This is a genomic window from Bradyrhizobium sp. USDA 4502 (genome assembly GCF_054063355.1).
On record NZ_JBSSGF010000001.1, the window covers coordinates 4,048,595 to 4,065,779 of the forward strand.

The window sequence follows — 17,185 nt, forward strand, 5'->3', positions numbered from 1 at the left end:
GCCGCCCGAGGTCGAGGACCAAAGCAACCCTGGGCGTGCGCTAGCGGCCGCCGATCTTCTCCAGCACCGGCAGCAGGTGCTTGAGAAACTCGCCCGGATTCTCGCTCATCGGGAAATGGCCGAGGCCCTTCATGATGGTGGCCTCAGCCCCGGCAATGCTGTTCGCCACCGCCAGCGTCTCTTCCGGCGTGCAGGAATAGTCGTACTCGCCCGACAACAGAAACAGCGGGCAACGTCTGGTGTCGATCTCGGCGATGCGGGCGCGGATGTCGCCGTCGACCTTGTAGAAATAGAGGTCGCCCTTGAACACGCCGGGCCCGCTCTGCATGTAATGCCACAGCGTCTCCCACCGCTCCTTGTCGGGCGCGTCGGGGCCGACGAGGCCCGAGACGATGGCGGCGGCGACCTCGCCGCCATGCACGTCCGGCCGGTGCAGGAAATTCAGGTCGTAATAGGGATCGACATGCGCGCCGGCCTGCAGGCCGATGATGGCGCGGAAGCGTTCGGGATGCTCGAGCGCGAGATGCAGCGCGATCCGGCCGCCGATCGAGCAGCCGATCACGATCGGCCTGTCGAGGTCGAGCGCGTCCATCACCGCCAGGATCATGGTCGTATATTGCGCGGAGGTGAGCTGGTACTCCTCGTCGTGCCAGCCCTGCGGCGGCGACGACTTGCCGTGCCAGGGCATGTCGAAGGCGATGACGCAATGGTTGCGCGTGACGCGCGCATCGTTCATCAGGCCGCGATATTGCCGCCCGTCCGCGCCCGCGGTGTGCAGGCAGAGCAGCGGCGTGCCCTCGCCCGCCTCCTCGACATAGACGCGGTGGGCCCGGCCGAACAGCTCCAGATGCATGTAGCGACCGACGATCGGTTCGAACCTGGCGCTCATGCGGCGACTCCCTCGCGGCGCAGCTTGCCGAGCGCCTCCTTGAAGTAGCGCAGGTTCGCCATGAAGATCTGCAGCTCGCCCTCGGCCTTCAGCACACGGCGCTTGATCAGCGCCATCAGGTCGTTCGAGCCCGGCGGCGGCCGCCGTTCGCAGAACCGGTCCCACTCCTCGTCCGAGGTGCGCAGCGCGAACGACGACGAGGGCATCACGAACGGCCCCTTCGTCACCGCGACGATCCGGCCCTCATGGATCGCGATCAGCCAGGCGGCCGCGCCGATCTCGAGCAGGAATGTCGTGGTGAGATAGCGGCCGCGCCGCACCAGGCCGGCGTCGCCGTTGACCCGTTCCTTCAGCGTGTCGATCATGTCAGCTCCCCGATCGCGGCCCGTCCGCGCAGGGCGCAGCGGGCGCTTGTTCTGCCGACAATGATGGGAGCAATGCCGGTGCCGTCAATCGCCAGCGGCGCCGCGCGGCCCTCGCGTTTTCGGGTGGCCACCACATACGAATTTTGGCGGGAGCCGGGAGATCTAAAGCCAGGACCAGACCAGCGCCACGTTGGCGGCGCAGGCCGCAAGCAGCGCAACCGCAAGCGTGAGCTGCACGCGTTCGTAAGGGGGCTGGTGGATCGCTCTCATGGCCGGAGCATCCGGCGATTCTACCCGGAGAGTCCCGGGGATTCTTTTTTCGGGGGTTTACCACCCGTTAAGGACTCAGGGCCATTCCGTGAAAGGGCCGAAATGACTCATATTTTCAGATACTTGCCGCAAATGCTCGCTCACGGTTCCGTGATCGGAACGGCGATATTGCCTGAAACCCAAAACGGAGGCTGGCGTTGTCGGTTGTTTGGGGAACGACGAATGCCGTACGCGCTGTTTTATCAGGACGCCAAGCTGAGCAAGGCCTACCCGACCGAGGCGGATGTCTGGACGCTGGCCAGGAAATCCGGCCTGGTGGTGGATGCCATCTCCGAGGAGAAGTCCGCGCCCCGCCCGGTGCTGGATAACGACTACGAGATCCGGCCCTGTCAGCTCGAGCCGAACGAGGATCCGGCCAAGAACAAGGCCGATGCCGATCGCGAAGCGCGCCTGGAGCCGCGGTTGAACTGATCAGACGTTAGGCTGGCCGGCGGCGCGCAGCGGCGGGCCGGGAATGCGATGGGTGCGGTCGCCCCGCGCCTATGGCGTTGCCGTCGCCAGCGAGGCCTGTTCGGCGGCGAGCGAAACGCAAATCTTCCGCCGATGCAGACCCCGGATCGCGCCGGTCACCTTGAGCACCTTGCCAGCCGAGCAGGACGCATCCTGCACGAACACGACCTCATAGGGCGCGAGCGCCAGGGGTTCGGATTTGAGGATGGTCTGGGCAAGGCACGGCACGGAGACCGCAGAGAGGATCAGCCCTAACGCAAAACTACGCATGTTCGTTTGTCCACCAGCCCGGCGATCGCATAATAGCGCAGCACGATGAAAGTTCCGTGCAATGCAGGAATTATTTTTTGCATTGCACGATCAGGCCTGAACATCAGGTGAATGTGGGGTCGTAGCTCCGGTGGAGCGGAGCGAAATCCGGGGACTTCGCTCGTCGGATCGGCTGCCCCGGATTACGCTGCGCTCGATCCGGGCTACGGCTATACCGCATCCGCCGTCATTCCGGGGCGAGCGGCTGGCCAACAAAAAAGGCCGACCCGAAGGCCGGCCTTTTCATTGATGCGATGAAGCCGCGATCAGTAGCGGGAGCCGACCGGGCCACCCCAGCCGAAGCGGTAGTTGACCCCGAGCTTGACGGTGTGCTCGTCGTTCCGGAAGCTCGTGCCGACGAGGTCGGCCGGGCCGCTGGTGAAGTTGGTCTTGCCGAAATTGTAGTACTGGTATTCGGCCTTCGCCGACCAGTTCGGGGCGAACATGTATTCGAGGCCCGCGCCGACCGTATAGCCGTCCTTGTGGCCGCCATCGGTGGTGAAGGACGCCGGCACGCCGCCGACCGACGCAGTGATGTTGTTGTTGTCGCGCCAAGCATAACCGCCCTTGGCGTAGAGCAGCGCCGGACCCCAGGTGTAGCCGAGGCGGCCGGTCACCGAACCGATCTGGTCGGTATTGCCGGTCACCAGCGTTCCGCCCGGGAGCAGCACGCCATTGTTCGAGGAGCTGGGCAGCCAGGAATACTGCGCCTCGGCGCCCATCACCCAGTTCGGGGCGAACTGATAGTCGAAGCCGCCCTGCACGCCACCCATGAAGCGCGCGTCGCTGCCCATCAGGTTGTTGCCGTCGGTGAACGCGCCGCCGACATGGCCGCCGATATAGAAACCGGTCCAGTTGTAGACGACGGCGGGGGCGGTATAGGGCGGCGGTGCCTTGGTATAGGTGCGGGCCGGCATGTCAGCCGCAAACGCAGGGCCCGCAAGGGCGGCCAGCGCGACTGTGCCGAGCAAAAACTTCTTCATTTCTGATCCCCGTTACTAACGCTGCGCTGTTAAGCCAAACAACGTGACCTCAATTAGGTTGCTTTGGGGCAATGCCGCACCCGTGATGTTTCCGAGTTGTGACAGGGTCGCAACAACGCCCGTTTGTTCCCTGGCACAGCAAGATTTTTCGCCGGTTAAGCAACCGCATCTCGGCTGGATGTAGGTCGCAGACGGCTAAGTTGAAGTTCAACGCTCCCCGAAAAGTGATCGGAGTTCGCTAACGTTTCGATCAGGCTTGCGACAAGCCGCCGCGCAGAAGCGCGATCAGATCGCGCTTCTGCGTCTTGTTCGGGCATGATCTTTTCGGAAAAACCGCTTCACTTTTCCGGATCATGTCTTAGCGCGACATCTTTTCCAGTTCCGGAAATGCCGCGTAGGTCGCGCCGGCGCAGGGCTCGGCGGGGTTGTCGAGGATGCGGTCGAGCCGGCCGTCGACAAACAGGACACCGCGCTCCCGGGCGGCGCGGTAACTGCCGTCGGTATCCTTCGCGCTGTAGCGCAGGCACACGACGTAACGCAGCCGGCCGCCGACCGTGCGCTGCGCCGGCTCGGCGATAGCAGCCTCGCGGACCCCGACCGGATTGTTCAGGTAGGTCCGCATGAAGGCTACGATCTGGTCGCGGTAGCGGTCCGGGAACGGCTGGTTGGCGACGCCGCGATCGTCGGTGAAGGTGGTCGGCCCGCCGCCGTCATCGCTGGTGAGGCAGCCGGCGAGCGGAAGCGAGAGCAGCAGGATGGCTGCCAGTTGTGATGAAATCCGCAAACGACGCTGTTCCCTGAGTCCCCGGAGGCGTCTCATAAACTGCCGGGCGGCCGAAGGGAATTCGCAACTCGGTTATTCCTCGCCCGGGTTCACAACCGGAGCCAGACGCACTCCGGCCCGTCGCCATTGGGGAAGCAATGGACGGACGGGCCGGTTCTGCATCCAAAAGGCGCAGCGGGGCAATGTGGATCGAAACTACGCCCCTCGGATCAGATTCAACCGCGCTTGGGTCAGCCGCGTTTGGCCGGCGCGACGTGCTTGGTCGCGACCTTCGCGTGGACGTGCTTGGTCGCATGCTTCGGCGACTTCACCTTCAGCATGCCCATGTGCTTGTGGTGGCGGTGATGGCGATAGTGCTTGTGGTGCATCTTGGCGTTGGCGTTGCGCACCTTCGACGGCAGCTGCTCGCTCTTGATCACGGGAGCGGCCTTGGTCGCCGGGGCAGTCGTGGTCGCCGGCGCGGGCGTTGCGGCCTTGCCGGTCTCGACGGCGAGCGCGGGCGCTGCGATCACGGACATGGCGAGCAGCGCGGCGGAAATCGTCTTCAGCATGATGGTCCTCCTCGTCGGGATCGAGAGGTCTCCGGCCGGATGGTCGGCCTCACCGATCAATGCACGTGACCTTATGGGCCGCGCACTGAACCCGTTCTGAAGGACCCTGACGGACTTCATTCATGTGCATGACATCTCTGTCATGTTTTCTCCTCTACGGCCGGAAAAGCAGGATCACGCAATCGTGGGATCGGCCGGGAATGTTCTGCACCCCTGGGTGTTCAAGTCATCAGGCTTCGGTGTAGGATTACCGAGCACGATCAGGAACGATCAGGAGCAACCAGGAATGAGCAGGAAGACGAAGTTTTTGGGCCTCGCAGTGCTCTCGATGACGCTCGCCTCCGGGCCGGTCATCTCGGCCTACGCCGCGGGCAGCGACAATCCCTCGCCGCCGGCTTCCGACAGCGGCAGCAGCAAGGGCAAGAAGGCGAAGAAGGACAAGAGCTCCGCGATCGACGATCAGAAGTTCCTGGCCGGCTATCGCGCCGCCTACACCACGATCTACGACAAGCACGACTATACCGCCGCGATCGAGCAGCTGAAGGCGCTCGGCCAGGATGATCGCGCCGACGTCGCCAACCTGATCGGCTACTCCTATCGCAAGCTCGGCGACTACAAGGTCTCGCAAATCTGGTACGAGCGCGCGCTCAAGGCCGACCCGGCCCATGTCCGCACCTGGCAGTATTACGGCCTCTGGCAGGTCGAACAGGGCAACCGCGATCAGGCGCAATACCATCTGAACCGCATCGCCCAGCTCGCCGGCACCAGCAGCGACGAATATCGCTCGCTCGCCGCAGCGCTGGAGAAGCCCCCGGGCACCGGCCTGGTTTACTGAGTTAAGGCAACCGCTTCCTACATCGAGCCGGCGTGGCCACGACGACCGCGCCGGCTTTTTGCTGCGTAGCTGCGTAGCGCACAGCGAAACCCATCATGCTTCCGCGCGGATCGGAGGTGATGGGTATCGCTTCGCTCCACCCATCCCACGGATCAGCATAAACGTTACGGATGAAGATTACGGATAATGCTCGAGGCGACGATCGGGCTTTTGCGGGCGGCTCGCCCCCACCGTGTTGCCCGCAGCGCCGGCATCCGGCTTGGCCGGACGCGCGGCCTTCTCCACCGGCGGCCCGCTGTCGCCGGTCTTCTTGGCGCTGTTCAGCGCCTCGCCGGTGGTGGTCACGTTGGCGGCCTGCCCGGCCCCCGCCGAGCCGGCCGAAGGGCCGGAGCTTTGCGCCAACACGGTTCCCGATAGCACCAATGCCGCCATCAGTATTGCCGCGTTGATTGTCATGGAGGGGGCCTTCTGCACTCGAATGATGCACAGCAACGCGCCGCTGCCGCAGACGTTCCCCCGGTGCCATGATTTAAGGTAAATGCAAGGCGAATGTCCGCGCCCACCTCCGGCGGGAGTGCGCAGGCGCTTCCAGCTCAGTCAGCCATGCGCCGCCGCCGGGTCGCGCTGCGCAGCCTCGCGATATTCGGCCCATGCCTGCCGCAGGATTTGCACCGACGAGGTGAGGAATATCGTCGCCATCACGGTGGCGACGGCAAGGTCAGGCCAGGCCGAGACCGATCCCCACACGCCGAGGGCGGCCGCCATCACGATGAGGTTTCCGATCGCGTCGTTGCGCGAGCAGAGCCAGACCGAGCGGACATTGGCGTCGCCGTCCTTGTACGGCAGCAGAAGCAGAACCGATCCTAGATTGGCCGCGAGTGCCAACGCGCCGATGGCGCCCATCACCTCGGCTTTCGGCACGCCGAGCACGAACGTCTGGTAGACGGTCGAGCCGAACACCCACAGCGCCATCAAGCTCAGCGACGCGCCCTTCAACAGCGCTGCGGAGGCGCGCACACGCAGGCTGGCGCCGATCACCGCAAGGCTCAGTCCATAGGTGACCGTATCGGCAAGGAAGTCGAGCGCATCGGCCTTGAGCGCCTGCGATCCGGCAAGCTGACCCGCGATCATCTCGGTCAGGAACATCGCACCATTGATGCCGATGACCGTCCAGAGCACGCGCTTGTAGCGCGGATCGAGACCGTCAAAGACCGGAACGCCGCCTGAGCAGCCGCACGAAGCGGCCGCGCCATCGCGGTCCCCTGCCCGCACGCGAGCCTTGATCGGCAGCGTCAGCGGCGGTGGCGCGCAGCATTCGGTCGTCTTCTGCCCGCAGCAATCGTTCATCGCTCGTCCTTCCAGACGACAGGATAAGGCCAGCCACGTAACGCATTCAAGCCGATCCATCTGGAACAGCTCCGGCGATCATGCGTCGCGGGTTCAAGGGCTGCCGGCTGCGTTTGGCCGACAGCCCAACCTGCTGATGCGGGCCGTCGCCTCATTTCGCCTTCTGAATCGCGGTGACGGTGTAGCCGCTGTCGCCCTCCTGGGCCTCGAACCGGACCTTGTCGCCGACCTTGACCTGCTTCAGCAGCGCCGGATCCTTGACCCGGTAAACCATCGTCATCGGCTCGTCCATGCCAAGGGTCTTGGCCGGGCCGTGCTTGAGCGTGATCTTGCCCGCACCCTCGTCGATCTTCTTGACCTCGCCATTGATCGCGGCGGCCTGCGCGAGCGCCGCGCCCAGGGTCAGAGCCAGCGCGAACGCGCCGGCGCCGGCAAGTTGGATCATCCTGTTCATCATTGTTGTGCTTTCTTTCATTGCTGGTTTCATTTCACGATGACGCGGCCGGTCATCCCGTAGTCGCGGTGATCCGGGATCAGGCAGGAATATTCAAACGTTCCGGCCTTGGTGAATTTCCAGACGATCTCCGCACTCTTCTTCGGTGCGAGGCGAACGCCGTTCGGATCGTCATGCTCCATGTGCGGATGCTTCTTCATCACTTCGGCATGCTTCAGATTCTCTTCGGTGGTCGCGAGCAGGAATTCATGATCCTCGGTGCCGGCATTGCGGATCACGAAGCGGATCTGCTCGCCGCGCTTGACCTCGATGCGGAACGGCGTGAACTCCATCTCCTTCATCTCGACCTCAACCGTGCGCGAGGGCTTGCTCGGATCGCCGGGCTCGCCGGCCGAATAGGATTCATGGCCGTGCTTCTCGTGGCCGCGCGACGGCGCGGCGGTGACGGACAGCGCAATCAGCACGATGCCGATGCTGGTGAGTTGCTTCACTGGATTCTCCATTCTGTATTTGATGCTTGCTGGTCGTCGGATGGCGCTTTGATCCGCTACATCTTCATCCCCTTCATCGATGGCTTGGCTTTTCGCCCGGGCGCCGCCGGCGGCTGGCGCGCGGGCTCGGCGGCGGGCGCCTCGACCTCATAGGCAACCGTGCCCGGCGGATATTTGTACGGTCCGGGATCGGCGTAATCGTCGCGGCCGAGCCCTTCGCGGATCTTCATCACCGTGAACATGCCGCCCATCTCGATCGGCCCGAATTGTCCGGTGCCGGTCATCATCGGCAGCGTGTTGTCGGGCGCGGGCATCTCCATGTTGCCCATCGCCATCCCGGTCGATCCCATCGCCATCGCGTCGGGCGCGAGCTTGCCGACCGCCTTGGCCAGATCCTGGCGCGACACGCCGATGAAATTTCTGACGTCGTGGCCCATCGCGTTCATGGTGTGGTGCGACTTGTGGCAGTGGAACGCCCAGTCGCCCGGATTGTCGGCGAGCATGTCGAACGCCCTGACCGCGCCGACCGGCACGTCGGTCGTGGTCTCCGGATACTGCGCGCTGTCGGGCACCCAGCCGCCGTCGGTGCAGGTCACCGCGAAATTGTGCCCGTGCACATGGATCGGATGGTTGGTCATGGTCAGGTTGCCGATCCGCACGCGGATCCTGTCGCCGAGCCGGATCGGCATCGGATCGATGCCGGGATAGACGCGGCTGTTCCAGGTCCACATGTTGAAGTCGGTCATCTCATTGACCTTCGGCAGATAGGTGCCGGGGTCGATGAGGTAGCTGCTCATGATGAAGACGAAGTCGCGGTCGACGGGCCGGAACGCCGGATCGCGCGGGTGCACGATGAACATGCCCATCATGCCCATCGCCATCTGCACCATCTCGTCGGAATGCGGGTGGTACATGAAGGTCCCGCTGTGCTTCATCTCGAACTCGTAGACGAAGGTCTTGCCCGGCTTGATGTGCGGCTGGTTGAGCCCGCCGACGCCGTCCATGCCTGACGGCACGATCATGCCGTGCCAGTGCACCGTGGTGTGCTCCGGCAGTTTGTTGGTGACGAAGATGCGGACCTTGTCGCCCTCGACCGCCTCGATGGTCGGTCCCGGAGCCTGGCCGTTGTAGCCCCAGAGATTGGCCTTCATGCCGTCGGCGAATTCGCGCACCACGGGCTCGGCGACGAGATGGAATTCCTTCCAGTCGCCGTTCATCCGCCACGGCAGCGACCAGCCATTGAGCGTGACGACCGGCCGGTAGTCCGGCCCGCTGGCGGGATGTAGCGGCGGCTGCATCACCGCCTTGTCCATGGTCGGCGCTTCGGGAATGGCGGCGGCCTGGACGCGGCCGCTGACCGCGCTTGCCGTCACCAGCGCCGCGCTGCCCAGAAATCCTCGTCGTGAAAACATGTGCTGCTCCATTCAATGACCGCCACCGGCCGCGGGCTGCGCGGCCGAGGCGATGGAAGACGGTGTCGATGCTGCGCCGGCCGAGCCGCCGCCGTTGATCGCGGTCTGCAGCTCGGATTGCGCCAGAAGGAAGTCGCGCTTGGCGTCGATCGCCGCGCGCAGCGAGGCGAGCCGCTGCCGCGCTTCGGTGAGCAGCGCGAACACGTCGACCTGCATGCTGGAGAAGCGCAGCTGCATCTCCTCGGTGATGATCTGGCGCAACGGCAGCACCTCGCGCTGGTAATGACGCGCGATGTCGTAGGTCGAGCGGTAGACGCGGTAGGCGTCGCGCGCCTCGGAGCGGATGTTGATCGCCTTCTCGGTCAGGCGGTTCATCGCCTGGCGGTAGGTCTCCGCCGCCTGGCGCACCCTCACCTCGCCGCCGTCGAAGATCGGAATCTGGAACTGGACGTCGAAGCCGCGCTCCCTGAACGGCGGAGCTTCGGGATCGTGGGTGCGCTTGTCGATGCCGGCGACGTCGAGCAGTGTGACGAAGCGCGTCGCCTCGGTGAGATCGAGCGCCTTGGCGAGCGCCACGATTTCCATCCGCGCGATCTGCAGGTCGACGCGATGGCCAACCGCCGCGACCTCGATCGACGGCTGTTCCAATGGGCCGCTTCGGCAGCAATGGCAACTTGCCGGGAATCCGGAAGCCGAGATCGCCGTCCCACAATCCGAGCAGGCGCGCCAGCCGCTCGCGCGAACTCGTCGCATTCTGCCGCGCGCTGGCGAGGTCAGCGGTGATCTCGGCGTAGAACACCTGCTCGCGGGCCTGGTCGAGCTTGTTCATGCCGCCGGTCTCGCCGAGCTTTTTCGCGAGCTGCGCGGTGGACTCCGCGGTCGCCTTCGCATCCGTCAGCAGCCCGACCATCTCATTTGCCGCGACGGCCGCGACATGGCTGCGCCGCACCTCGGCGGCAAGCCGCAAGGTGGCGAGCGCGGCCTTGAGCTGCGCCTGGCGGAAGCGCTCGCGCGCGATCTCGGAGCGGGCCGGAAGGGTCGCCAGCGCCAGGATGTCGCCGACGACCTGCCGCTCGACCTCGCTGGCGCCATTGCCGGTGATGCGCGAGACCGAGAAGGTCGGGTTCGGCGGCAGGCTGTCGGCGACGTAATCGGTCTCCGCCAGCGCCAGCTCGTTATAGGCGGCCTGCAGGCCCTTGTTGTTCAAGAGCGCGACCTGCACGGCGGCATCCGCCGTCAAATTGCGCGCGAGCAACTGCTTCACCGCCGCGTCGACGGTCGCGGCCCCATCTCCGCCGCGAACAAAGGCGACGTCCTTGCCGATCGCCTGCCCGGTGACCTCGGAGACCACGCCCATGCCGCTGTCGGACGAGAACGACGCGCATCCCGCGAGCGCTGACGTCAGCAGCAAAAGCGGCGCGATGGCCAGATGTCGCATGGCGCCCTCCTAGTGTTCTGACTTGGCCGGCGGCGTCACGCCGTCGTTGCGCTCGTGCCAGGGCAGCGGCGTCGCCGGACGCAGGCTGCTGTAGGGCGCGATCGTCGAGCGGTAGCCGACAGCGGCCGTCCCCGCCGCCGGGTTTGCCGGATCGCCTGCGACGGCGACCGGCCGGCCGTCGGTCATGCAGCCGGCGAGCGGCGCAGATGCGAGGATGGCGGCGGCCATCCGCGATAAAACTATCGATGGCACGCGCTGGCCAAGCCTGGTGGCCACGGCGGCGAGCCTCGCCCCGAGATGCGAAAACATGGATCTGTCCCGATCATCAGATGAGCAACAGGCATGCGCACGCGAGCGCGCGGCGCAGCCACGATGTCAGCGAGAGATCAGGCGATGGGGGGACGATAGAGCCGCGCCGGAGCCTCGCTCCACAGGCCCCGGGTGGGCTCGGCGAGACGGGTCGCGATCGGGTGCAAGGGACTGGCGACGAAAGGAAGATCGGCCGGCAGCGCCGACACGCACATCAAGGCGCAGCACGGCCCCGGCGCGTTCTTGCCGTCGTGGCTGTGCTTGGCCGGCGGTTCGGCGGCATCGGCGGCGTGGTGCAAATGCGTGCCGCCATGATCGCGCGCGGCAGCATCGGCGTGTGTCACCGGCATCGCGCCATCATGCACATGCGTCATCACAGCCGGCTGGACCTCATCGGTGAGGCACGGAAACGGCGCCCCGAACGCGAGCGCAAAGGACGGCGCGAGCACGCAGAACAGATAGGCCAGGATGATGGAACATCCCGCCCGCACCCGCCCCGACCTCGTCAACCGCACCAACACCCGCCTCGCGTCTCCAACCACCTGCAAGCTGACCGCAAATCAGCCTGCCGCAAACCGCCATCAGCTATATACCCCCTTGGGGTATCATTCAATCCGATTTGAAACCACCAACAGGCGTCATGTTTCCATCACATCCTTGCCTGCTGGCGCGGCACAGGAAGCAACTTCGCGCGCCGACACTCTCGCTTTGATCTCGATGCCCTTCACGACGGCGAAGATCGCGGGAATCACGATCAGCGTCAGCAATGTCGACGAGATCATGCCGCCGATCATGGGCACCGCGATGCGCTGCATGATCTCGGAGCCGGTGCCGGTGCTCCACATGATCGGCAACAGCCCGGCCATGATGGCGACCACCGTCATCATCTTCGGCCGGACGCGCTCGACCGCGCCCGTGATGATCGCGCGATTGAGGTCGTCACGATCGATCGCGCGTCCCTCGGCGGCGCGGCGCGCCGCGACCTCGCCCAGCGCCTGGTTGAGATACATCAGCATCACGACGCCGGTCTCGGCGGCAACGCCGGCGAGCGCGATGAAGCCGACGGCGACCGCAACCGACAGGTTGAAGCCGAGCGCCCACATCAGCCAGAAGCCGCCGACCAGCGCGAACGGCAGCGACAGCATCACGATCATCGTCTCCGCCACCGATCGGAAATTGAGGTAGAGCAGCAGGAAGATGATCGACAGCGTCACCGGCACCACGATCCTGAGCCGCGCGGCGGCGCGCTCGAGATATTCGTACTGCCCGCTCCAGACCACGTAGGTTCCGGGCGGAAACTGCACGCCGGCCTGCACCGCGCGTTGCGCGTCCGCGACATAGCCGCCGAGATCGCGATCGCGGATGTCGACATAGATGTAGGTCGCGAGTTGGCCGTTCTCGGTCCGGATCGTGGTCGGCCCGCGCGCCGGCGCGATGTCGGCGACCTCGCCGAGCGGCACCGCGCCGCCCGCCGGCATCGGCACCAGGATGTCGCTGGCAATCGCGCCCGGATTGTCGCGCAAATCGCGCGGATAGCGCATGTTGACGGTGAAGCGCTGGCGTCCCTCGACCGTTGTGGTCACGCTCTGGCCGCCGAGCGCGGTCGCGATGGTGTCCTGCACGTCCTGCACCGCGATGCCGTAGCGCGACAAGGCCTCACGATTCGGCGTGACCTCGAGATAGTAGCCGCCGAGGCTGCGCTCGGCATAGGCCGACGAGGTGCCGGGCACCCCCCGCACGACCTGCTCGACCTGGCGGGCGAGCTTGTCGATCACGGCAAGATCGGGACCGATCACCTTGACGCCGACCGGCGTCCTAATCCCGGTCGAGAGCATGTCGATGCGCGCCTTGATCGGCATGGTCCAGGCGTTGGAGACACCGGGGAATTGCAGCGCCTTGTCCATCTCGGCGATCAGGCGGTCGAGCGTGAGGCCGGCGCGCCATTGCACTTTCGGCTTCAGATTGATGATGGTCTCGAACATCTCCGACGGCGCCGGATCGGTTGCGGTCGCGGCGCGGCCGGCCTTGCCGTAGACCGAAGCGACCTCCGGAAAGCTGCGGATGATGCGGTCCTGCATCTGCAACAGCTCGGCCGCCTTGGTCACCGAAATCCCCGGCAGCGTGGTCGGCATGTAGAGCAGCGTGCCCTCATTGAGGTCGGGCATGAACTCGGTGCCGAGCTGCCGGGCCGGCCAGATCGAGACGGCGACGGCGCCGAGCGCCAGCAGGATCACCAGCGTTTTCGCCCGCAACACGGCGTGGATGACCGGACGGTAGATCCAGATCAGGAAACGGTTGATCGGATTTCTGTGCTCGGGGACGATCCTGCCGCGGACGAAGATCACCATCAGCGCCGGCACCAGCGTCACCGACAACAGCGCCGCCGCCGCCATCGCGAACGTCTTGGTGAACGCAAGCGGCGAGAACAGCCGCCCCTCCTGCGATTCCAGCGTGAAGATCGGCATGAAGGACACGGTGATGATCAGCAAGCTGAAGAACAGCGCCGGTCCCACCTCCGCCGCGGCCTCGATCAGGATCGCGACCCGCGACCTGCCGGGCTCGGCGCGCTCCAGGTGCTTGTGCGCGTTCTCGATCATTACGATCGCCGCATCGATCATGGCGCCGATCGCGATCGCGATGCCGCCGAGGCTCATGATGTTGGAGCCGATGCCGAGCAGCTTCATTGCGCCGAACGCCATCAAGACGCCGACCGGCAGCATCAGGATCGCGACCAGCGCGCTGCGGACATGCAGCAGGAACAGGATGCAGACCAGCGCGACCACCGCGCTCTCCTCCAGCAATGTGCGCTTCAACGTGTCGATCGCCGCATAGATCAAATTGGAGCGGTCATAGACCGGCACAATCTCGACCGACTTCGGCAGGCTGGTCGCGATCTCCGTGAAACGCTTCTTGACGTTCTCGATCACATCGAGCGCGTTGACACCGAAGCGCTGCAGCACGATGCCGCTCGCGACCTCGCCCTCGCCGTTCAGTTCGGCGATGCCGCGCCGCTCGTCGGGGCCGAGCTCGACGCGGGCGACGTCGCGCAGCAGCACCGGCGTGCCGCTGTCGGTCTTCAGCACGATGTTGCCGAGATCGTTGATGTCCTTCAGATAGCCCTTGCCGCGGATGACATATTCGAACTCGGAGAGTTCGACGGTGCGGCCGCCGACATCGGCGTTGCTGGCACGAATCGCGTCGCGCATTCGCTGCATGGTGATGCCGCGGTCGCGCATCCGCTGCGGATCGAGGATCACGTTGTACTGCTTGACGAAGCCGCCGACGCTTGCGACCTCGGCCACGCCTTCCGCCCTGGCAAGCGCGAATTTCAGGTTCCAATCCTGGATCGTGCGGGTGTCCGCAAGGTTCAGCTCTTTCGACATCACGGCATACTGGTAGACCCAGCCGACCCCGGTCGCGTCGGGCCCGATGGTCGGTGAGACGCCGGCCGGCAGCCGCGACGCCGCGCCGTTGAGGAATTCGAGCACGCGCGAGCGCGCCCAGTAGATGTCCGTGCCGTCCTCGAAGATGACATAAACAAAGGACACGCCGAAGAACGAGAAGCCGCGCACGACCTTCGACTTCGGCACCGTCAGCATCGCCGTGGTCAGGGGATAGGTGACCTGGTCCTCGATCACCTGCGGCGCCTGGCCGGGATATTCGGTGTAGACGATGACCTGGGTGTCGGAGAGATCGGGGATCGCATCGAGCGGCAGATGCAGCAGCGCGTAAAGGCCCGCGGCTGCCGCAAAGCCGGTGCCGAACAGCACCAGCAGCAGGTTGCGCGCCGACCAGGCGATGACACGGGCAATCATCGCCGGTCCCCCGTCCTGTCGCCCTCGCCCGCCTGCGCAGCACCGGCCTCGGCGAAGCCCTTGATCGCCGCCTTCAGGTTGCTTTCGGCATCGATCAGAAACGTCGCTGATGTCACGACCGCATCGCCCTCGGCGATGCCGTCGCGGATTTCGACATAGCCGTCGCCGCGCCGCCCGAGCTTGACCTCGCGCGGCTCGAACCGCCCGTTGCCGCGGTCGATCAGCACGGTCTGGCGGCTCCCGGTATCGAGGATGGAGTTCTCCGCCACCGCGAGCACCGGCGCCGGGCTGCCGGTGTCGATCTCCGCGTCGACATACATGTCCGGCAGCAGTGCGAGGTCGGCATTCTGCAATTCGATCCGCACCCGCGCGGTGCGCGTCTCCTTGTTGACCTGCGGATAGATCACGCTGATCCGGCCGACGAAACTGCGGCCCGGATAGCTGCGCGCCCGCACGGACACGTTCTGCCCGACCACGATATTGCCGAGATCGCGCTCGGCAACGTCGACCAATGCCCACACGACAGAGACGTCGGCAATCCGAAACAGCACGTCGCCGGGCTGCGCGCGCATGCCCTCGATGGCGGCGCGCTGCAGCACGATGCCGTCACGCGGCGACAGCCACTGGATCGCGATCGGAACCGTCCGGCTCTTCTCCATCTCGGCGATGACGGGTTCGGGAACGTCGAGATTGGTCAGCCGCTGCTTGGAGCCGCGCCCGTAGGGCTCGATGTTCGCAGTCGCCTTCGACGTGATGGTCGCGACATATTCGGCCGCAGCGGACGATATTGCCGGGCTGTAGATCTCCATCAACGGCTGGCCCTTCGTCACGCGGCTGCCGGTCGTGACGTCGGCGACTTTCTGCACATAGCTCTCGGCGCGCATCGCGATGACGGAGACGCGCCGTTCGTCGAGCTGGATCGTGCCGGGTGCGCGGACCAGCGTACGGATGCGGCGCATCTGCGCGGGCTCGGACTTGACGCCGCTGCGCTGGATCCTGCCGGGCGACAGCGTGATCGAACCGTCGTCGCTGTCATCGCCGTCATAGACGGCGATGTAATCCATTCCCATGGAATCCTTCTTCGGCACCGGCGAGGTGTCGGGAAGTCCCATGGGATTGCGATAATATTTGACCTTGCGCTCGCCTTTCGCGGCGGGCGCGCTCGCGTCTGCCGATTGCCCGGCCCCGCCCTCGTCATCGGCAAACACCGGCAGATAGTCGCGCCCGTCAGGCGTCTTCTTCGGTGTCGCCGAATAGAGCGACTTGCCGTCGGGATCGCGGTAGTAGATCGGCGCAGCAGTCTCCGCCGCCCGCGCGACGGAGACGACCGCAGCGGTTGCCGGCCGCGGCGGCAGGTCGCGGCCGATCCATGCGGCGCCTGCCGCTGCCGTGATCGCAGCGGCAGCGCCGGCCCATGTTAAGGCGCCCATTGCTCGGCGGCTCATTGCTCGGCCGTGACGACGAGCTTGTTCTCGACCGCGCCGGTCTCGCCCTGCACCTTGGCGCCGAGCGACAATTGCCAGCGGCCGGCCATGCCGAAGGTCGCCTTGAACCGGTAGGTGCCGGGTTCGGTGCCCGGCATCGGCGTCACCTTGGTGGCCATCTCCTGCATGCCGTCGGGCGCCATGTCGAGCCGGGTCGAGAAGATGACCGCGTCGGGCACGGCTTTCCCGCTCGTCTTGTCGACCAGCCGCACTGTGACGATGCGATCGGCACCCGCCTTGACGGTCGGCTGCACGAGCTGGAATTCGTAGTTCTTGATCTCGGCGTGGGCAGACATGCCCGTCACGGCAACGCCGATCAGCGCGGCGGCGGTGGCGCGCGCCAGGTGGAAAGACTTCATCGTGATAATCCTCGATACGTCTGATGAGCCGCGTGAGCGGCATGCAAAGGCACGCGCGCCATTGGCGCACGCGTCAGCGATCAGGCGCTGGCGCGCCCGTCAGACGGTGGTTCGAGGCGGATGGTCGGGAGGTTTGGCGCCAAGGCCGTCGAGCAGACGGTCGTCATGGGCGGCGATCCGGCTGCGCAACGGATCGCGCTCGATCAGCGACATGGCGCCGGCGGGCACCGGCAGCGAAACGCTCAACATGCAGAGCGCGAGGAACGGACAGTCGTCGCAGCCCTTGCTCTTGCCCTGGTCCGGACAGCACGGCATGTCGTCGGCCAGCGCCTGCTCGGACATCGCCTGTCCAGACATGGCGTGATCGTCCGGCATCGCCTGCATCGCAGCGGCCGAGGCATCCGGCATCATCCGGGCAAATGCCGGCGCCACGGGCGCGAGCAACAGCCCGGCTGCGACGAGCAGCAGAATCCAGAGATTGGCGAGCCGCCTCAGATGCATGCCCGCTTCTCGCACGGATCAGTGCACGGCGCAAATCCGTCCGGCTTCACGATCGCGCCAGCACCCGGGGGAGGCTCTC

At 65.5% G+C, this 17,185-nt stretch carries 19 protein-coding genes and 1 pseudogene; 2 read left to right on the forward strand and 18 right to left on the reverse strand.

The genetic code is table 11. The features are described from left to right. Nucleotides 1-40 precede the first annotated feature (40 nt). A complete protein-coding gene (locus ACVW1B_RS18745; RefSeq protein ID WP_456822012.1) occupies nucleotides 41-889 on the reverse strand; it encodes an alpha/beta fold hydrolase in 849 nt (282 codons plus the stop codon). After that, nucleotides 886-1,254 carry a hypothetical protein gene (locus tag ACVW1B_RS18750; protein WP_229162601.1) on the reverse strand — a complete coding sequence of 123 codons (369 nt, stop codon included), beginning with the start codon at nucleotides 1,252-1,254 and terminating at the stop codon, nucleotides 886-888. Before ACVW1B_RS18750 ends, ACVW1B_RS18745 begins: the two co-directional genes overlap by 4 nt. Before the next feature lie 492 nt (nucleotides 1,255-1,746). Here ACVW1B_RS18750 and ACVW1B_RS18755 point away from each other — a divergent pair, with 492 nt between their 5' ends. Beyond that, on the forward strand, nucleotides 1,747-1,995 hold the full coding sequence (locus ACVW1B_RS18755) for a hypothetical protein (RefSeq protein WP_016843366.1): 249 nt from the start codon (nucleotides 1,747-1,749) through the stop codon (nucleotides 1,993-1,995). A 69-nt stretch (nucleotides 1,996-2,064) separates the two neighbouring features. Here the strand turns inward: ACVW1B_RS18755 and ACVW1B_RS18760 are convergent, their stop codons facing one another. The 4 genes from ACVW1B_RS18760 to ACVW1B_RS18775 form a co-directional block, all read right to left on the reverse strand. After that, nucleotides 2,065-2,304 (reverse strand): DUF6719 family protein, encoded by a 240-nt coding sequence (locus ACVW1B_RS18760; protein WP_026192929.1) that lies wholly within the window; start codon nucleotides 2,302-2,304, stop codon nucleotides 2,065-2,067. Between the two features lie 305 nt (nucleotides 2,305-2,609). Next, nucleotides 2,610-3,326 (reverse strand): outer membrane protein, encoded by a 717-nt coding sequence (locus tag ACVW1B_RS18765; RefSeq protein ID WP_057019633.1) that lies wholly within the window; start codon nucleotides 3,324-3,326, stop codon nucleotides 2,610-2,612. A gap of 358 nt (nucleotides 3,327-3,684) precedes the next feature. Next, nucleotides 3,685-4,110, reverse strand: coding sequence for a hypothetical protein (locus ACVW1B_RS18770; protein ID WP_253608073.1), 426 nt, complete (start codon nucleotides 4,108-4,110; stop codon nucleotides 3,685-3,687). A 230-nt stretch (nucleotides 4,111-4,340) separates the two neighbouring features. Next, complete coding sequence (locus ACVW1B_RS18775) at nucleotides 4,341-4,661, reverse strand: His-rich protein BRANT (RefSeq protein WP_063790156.1); 321 nt, start codon at nucleotides 4,659-4,661, stop codon at nucleotides 4,341-4,343. 286 nt (nucleotides 4,662-4,947) lie between these two features. Between ACVW1B_RS18775 and ACVW1B_RS18780 the strand changes: the two genes are divergently transcribed. Continuing rightward, entirely contained in the window at nucleotides 4,948-5,496 is a 549-nt protein-coding gene (locus ACVW1B_RS18780) for a tetratricopeptide repeat protein (protein ID WP_253608072.1), read from the forward strand. 177 nt (nucleotides 5,497-5,673) lie between these two features. Here the strand turns inward: ACVW1B_RS18780 and ACVW1B_RS18785 are convergent, their stop codons facing one another. From ACVW1B_RS18785 to ACVW1B_RS18840, 12 genes and pseudogenes are all read right to left on the reverse strand, one after another. After that, nucleotides 5,674-5,952 (reverse strand): hypothetical protein, encoded by a 279-nt coding sequence (locus ACVW1B_RS18785; protein ID WP_038381721.1) that lies wholly within the window; start codon nucleotides 5,950-5,952, stop codon nucleotides 5,674-5,676. Between the two features lie 141 nt (nucleotides 5,953-6,093). Next, nucleotides 6,094-6,843, reverse strand: a complete 750-nt coding sequence (locus ACVW1B_RS18790) for a cation transporter (RefSeq protein ID WP_253608071.1) — start codon at nucleotides 6,841-6,843, stop codon at nucleotides 6,094-6,096. A gap of 151 nt (nucleotides 6,844-6,994) precedes the next feature. Further along, nucleotides 6,995-7,297 (reverse strand): copper-binding protein, encoded by a 303-nt coding sequence (locus ACVW1B_RS18795; RefSeq protein WP_253609987.1) that lies wholly within the window; start codon nucleotides 7,295-7,297, stop codon nucleotides 6,995-6,997. Between the two features lie 29 nt (nucleotides 7,298-7,326). After that, nucleotides 7,327-7,800: a cupredoxin domain-containing protein gene (locus ACVW1B_RS18800; protein WP_253608070.1), complete on the reverse strand. Its 474-nt coding sequence runs from the start codon at nucleotides 7,798-7,800 to the stop codon at nucleotides 7,327-7,329. A gap of 44 nt (nucleotides 7,801-7,844) precedes the next feature. Beyond that, nucleotides 7,845-9,200, reverse strand: a complete 1,356-nt coding sequence (locus tag ACVW1B_RS18805) for a multicopper oxidase family protein (protein ID WP_253608069.1) — start codon at nucleotides 9,198-9,200, stop codon at nucleotides 7,845-7,847. Between the two features lie 12 nt (nucleotides 9,201-9,212). Then, nucleotides 9,213-10,638: pseudogene (locus tag ACVW1B_RS18810) on the reverse strand (TolC family protein). A 9-nt stretch (nucleotides 10,639-10,647) separates the two neighbouring features. Beyond that, nucleotides 10,648-10,947 carry a hypothetical protein gene (locus ACVW1B_RS18815; protein ID WP_456822013.1) on the reverse strand — a complete coding sequence of 100 codons (300 nt, stop codon included), beginning with the start codon at nucleotides 10,945-10,947 and terminating at the stop codon, nucleotides 10,648-10,650. 77 nt (nucleotides 10,948-11,024) lie between these two features. Further along, nucleotides 11,025-11,462 (reverse strand): hypothetical protein, encoded by a 438-nt coding sequence (locus ACVW1B_RS18820; RefSeq protein WP_309145025.1) that lies wholly within the window; start codon nucleotides 11,460-11,462, stop codon nucleotides 11,025-11,027. Nucleotides 11,463-11,585: 123 nt separating this feature from the next. Beyond that, on the reverse strand, nucleotides 11,586-14,762 hold the full coding sequence (locus tag ACVW1B_RS18825; RefSeq protein WP_456822014.1) for an efflux RND transporter permease subunit: 3,177 nt from the start codon (nucleotides 14,760-14,762) through the stop codon (nucleotides 11,586-11,588). Further along, nucleotides 14,759-16,192, reverse strand: a complete 1,434-nt coding sequence (locus tag ACVW1B_RS18830; RefSeq protein WP_253608064.1) for an efflux RND transporter periplasmic adaptor subunit — start codon at nucleotides 16,190-16,192, stop codon at nucleotides 14,759-14,761. Before ACVW1B_RS18830 ends, ACVW1B_RS18825 begins: the two co-directional genes overlap by 4 nt. A gap of 11 nt (nucleotides 16,193-16,203) precedes the next feature. Continuing rightward, the gene (locus tag ACVW1B_RS18835; protein ID WP_168856722.1) at nucleotides 16,204-16,605 is read right to left on the reverse strand and encodes a FixH family protein; all 402 of its coding nucleotides are present in this window, start codon (nucleotides 16,603-16,605) and stop codon (nucleotides 16,204-16,206) included. A gap of 99 nt (nucleotides 16,606-16,704) precedes the next feature. After that, nucleotides 16,705-17,106, reverse strand: coding sequence for a hypothetical protein (locus tag ACVW1B_RS18840; RefSeq protein ID WP_168856723.1), 402 nt, complete (start codon nucleotides 17,104-17,106; stop codon nucleotides 16,705-16,707). Between the last annotated feature and the right edge of the window lie 79 nt (nucleotides 17,107-17,185).

Bases quoted from the DNA above. Each gene is read 5' to 3' on its own strand.
- ACVW1B_RS18815 (WP_456822013.1), bottom strand. From the start codon at position 10,947: ATGTTTTCGCATCTCGGGGCGAGGCTCGCCGCCGTGGCCACCAGGCTT.
- ACVW1B_RS18775 (WP_063790156.1), bottom strand. From the start codon at position 4,661: ATGCTGAAGACGATTTCCGCCGCGCTGCTCGCCATGTCCGTGATCGCA.
- ACVW1B_RS18755 (WP_016843366.1), top strand. From the start codon at position 1,747: ATGCCGTACGCGCTGTTTTATCAGGACGCCAAGCTGAGCAAGGCCTAC.
- ACVW1B_RS18785 (WP_038381721.1), bottom strand. From the start codon at position 5,952: ATGACAATCAACGCGGCAATACTGATGGCGGCATTGGTGCTATCGGGA.
- ACVW1B_RS18835 (WP_168856722.1), bottom strand. From the start codon at position 16,605: ATGAAGTCTTTCCACCTGGCGCGCGCCACCGCCGCCGCGCTGATCGGC.
- ACVW1B_RS18840 (WP_168856723.1), bottom strand. From the start codon at position 17,106: ATGCATCTGAGGCGGCTCGCCAATCTCTGGATTCTGCTGCTCGTCGCA.
- ACVW1B_RS18830 (WP_253608064.1), bottom strand. From the start codon at position 16,192: ATGGGCGCCTTAACATGGGCCGGCGCTGCCGCTGCGATCACGGCAGCG.
- ACVW1B_RS18750 (WP_229162601.1), bottom strand. From the start codon at position 1,254: ATGATCGACACGCTGAAGGAACGGGTCAACGGCGACGCCGGCCTGGTG.
- ACVW1B_RS18825 (WP_456822014.1), bottom strand. From the start codon at position 14,762: ATGATTGCCCGTGTCATCGCCTGGTCGGCGCGCAACCTGCTGCTGGTG.
- ACVW1B_RS18800 (WP_253608070.1), bottom strand. From the start codon at position 7,800: ATGGAGAATCCAGTGAAGCAACTCACCAGCATCGGCATCGTGCTGATT.
- ACVW1B_RS18745 (WP_456822012.1), bottom strand. From the start codon at position 889: ATGAGCGCCAGGTTCGAACCGATCGTCGGTCGCTACATGCATCTGGAG.
- ACVW1B_RS18780 (WP_253608072.1), top strand. From the start codon at position 4,948: ATGAGCAGGAAGACGAAGTTTTTGGGCCTCGCAGTGCTCTCGATGACG.
- ACVW1B_RS18765 (WP_057019633.1), bottom strand. From the start codon at position 3,326: ATGAAGAAGTTTTTGCTCGGCACAGTCGCGCTGGCCGCCCTTGCGGGC.
- ACVW1B_RS18790 (WP_253608071.1), bottom strand. From the start codon at position 6,843: ATGAACGATTGCTGCGGGCAGAAGACGACCGAATGCTGCGCGCCACCG.
- ACVW1B_RS18795 (WP_253609987.1), bottom strand. From the start codon at position 7,297: ATGAACAGGATGATCCAACTTGCCGGCGCCGGCGCGTTCGCGCTGGCT.
- ACVW1B_RS18805 (WP_253608069.1), bottom strand. From the start codon at position 9,200: ATGTTTTCACGACGAGGATTTCTGGGCAGCGCGGCGCTGGTGACGGCA.
- ACVW1B_RS18760 (WP_026192929.1), bottom strand. From the start codon at position 2,304: ATGCGTAGTTTTGCGTTAGGGCTGATCCTCTCTGCGGTCTCCGTGCCG.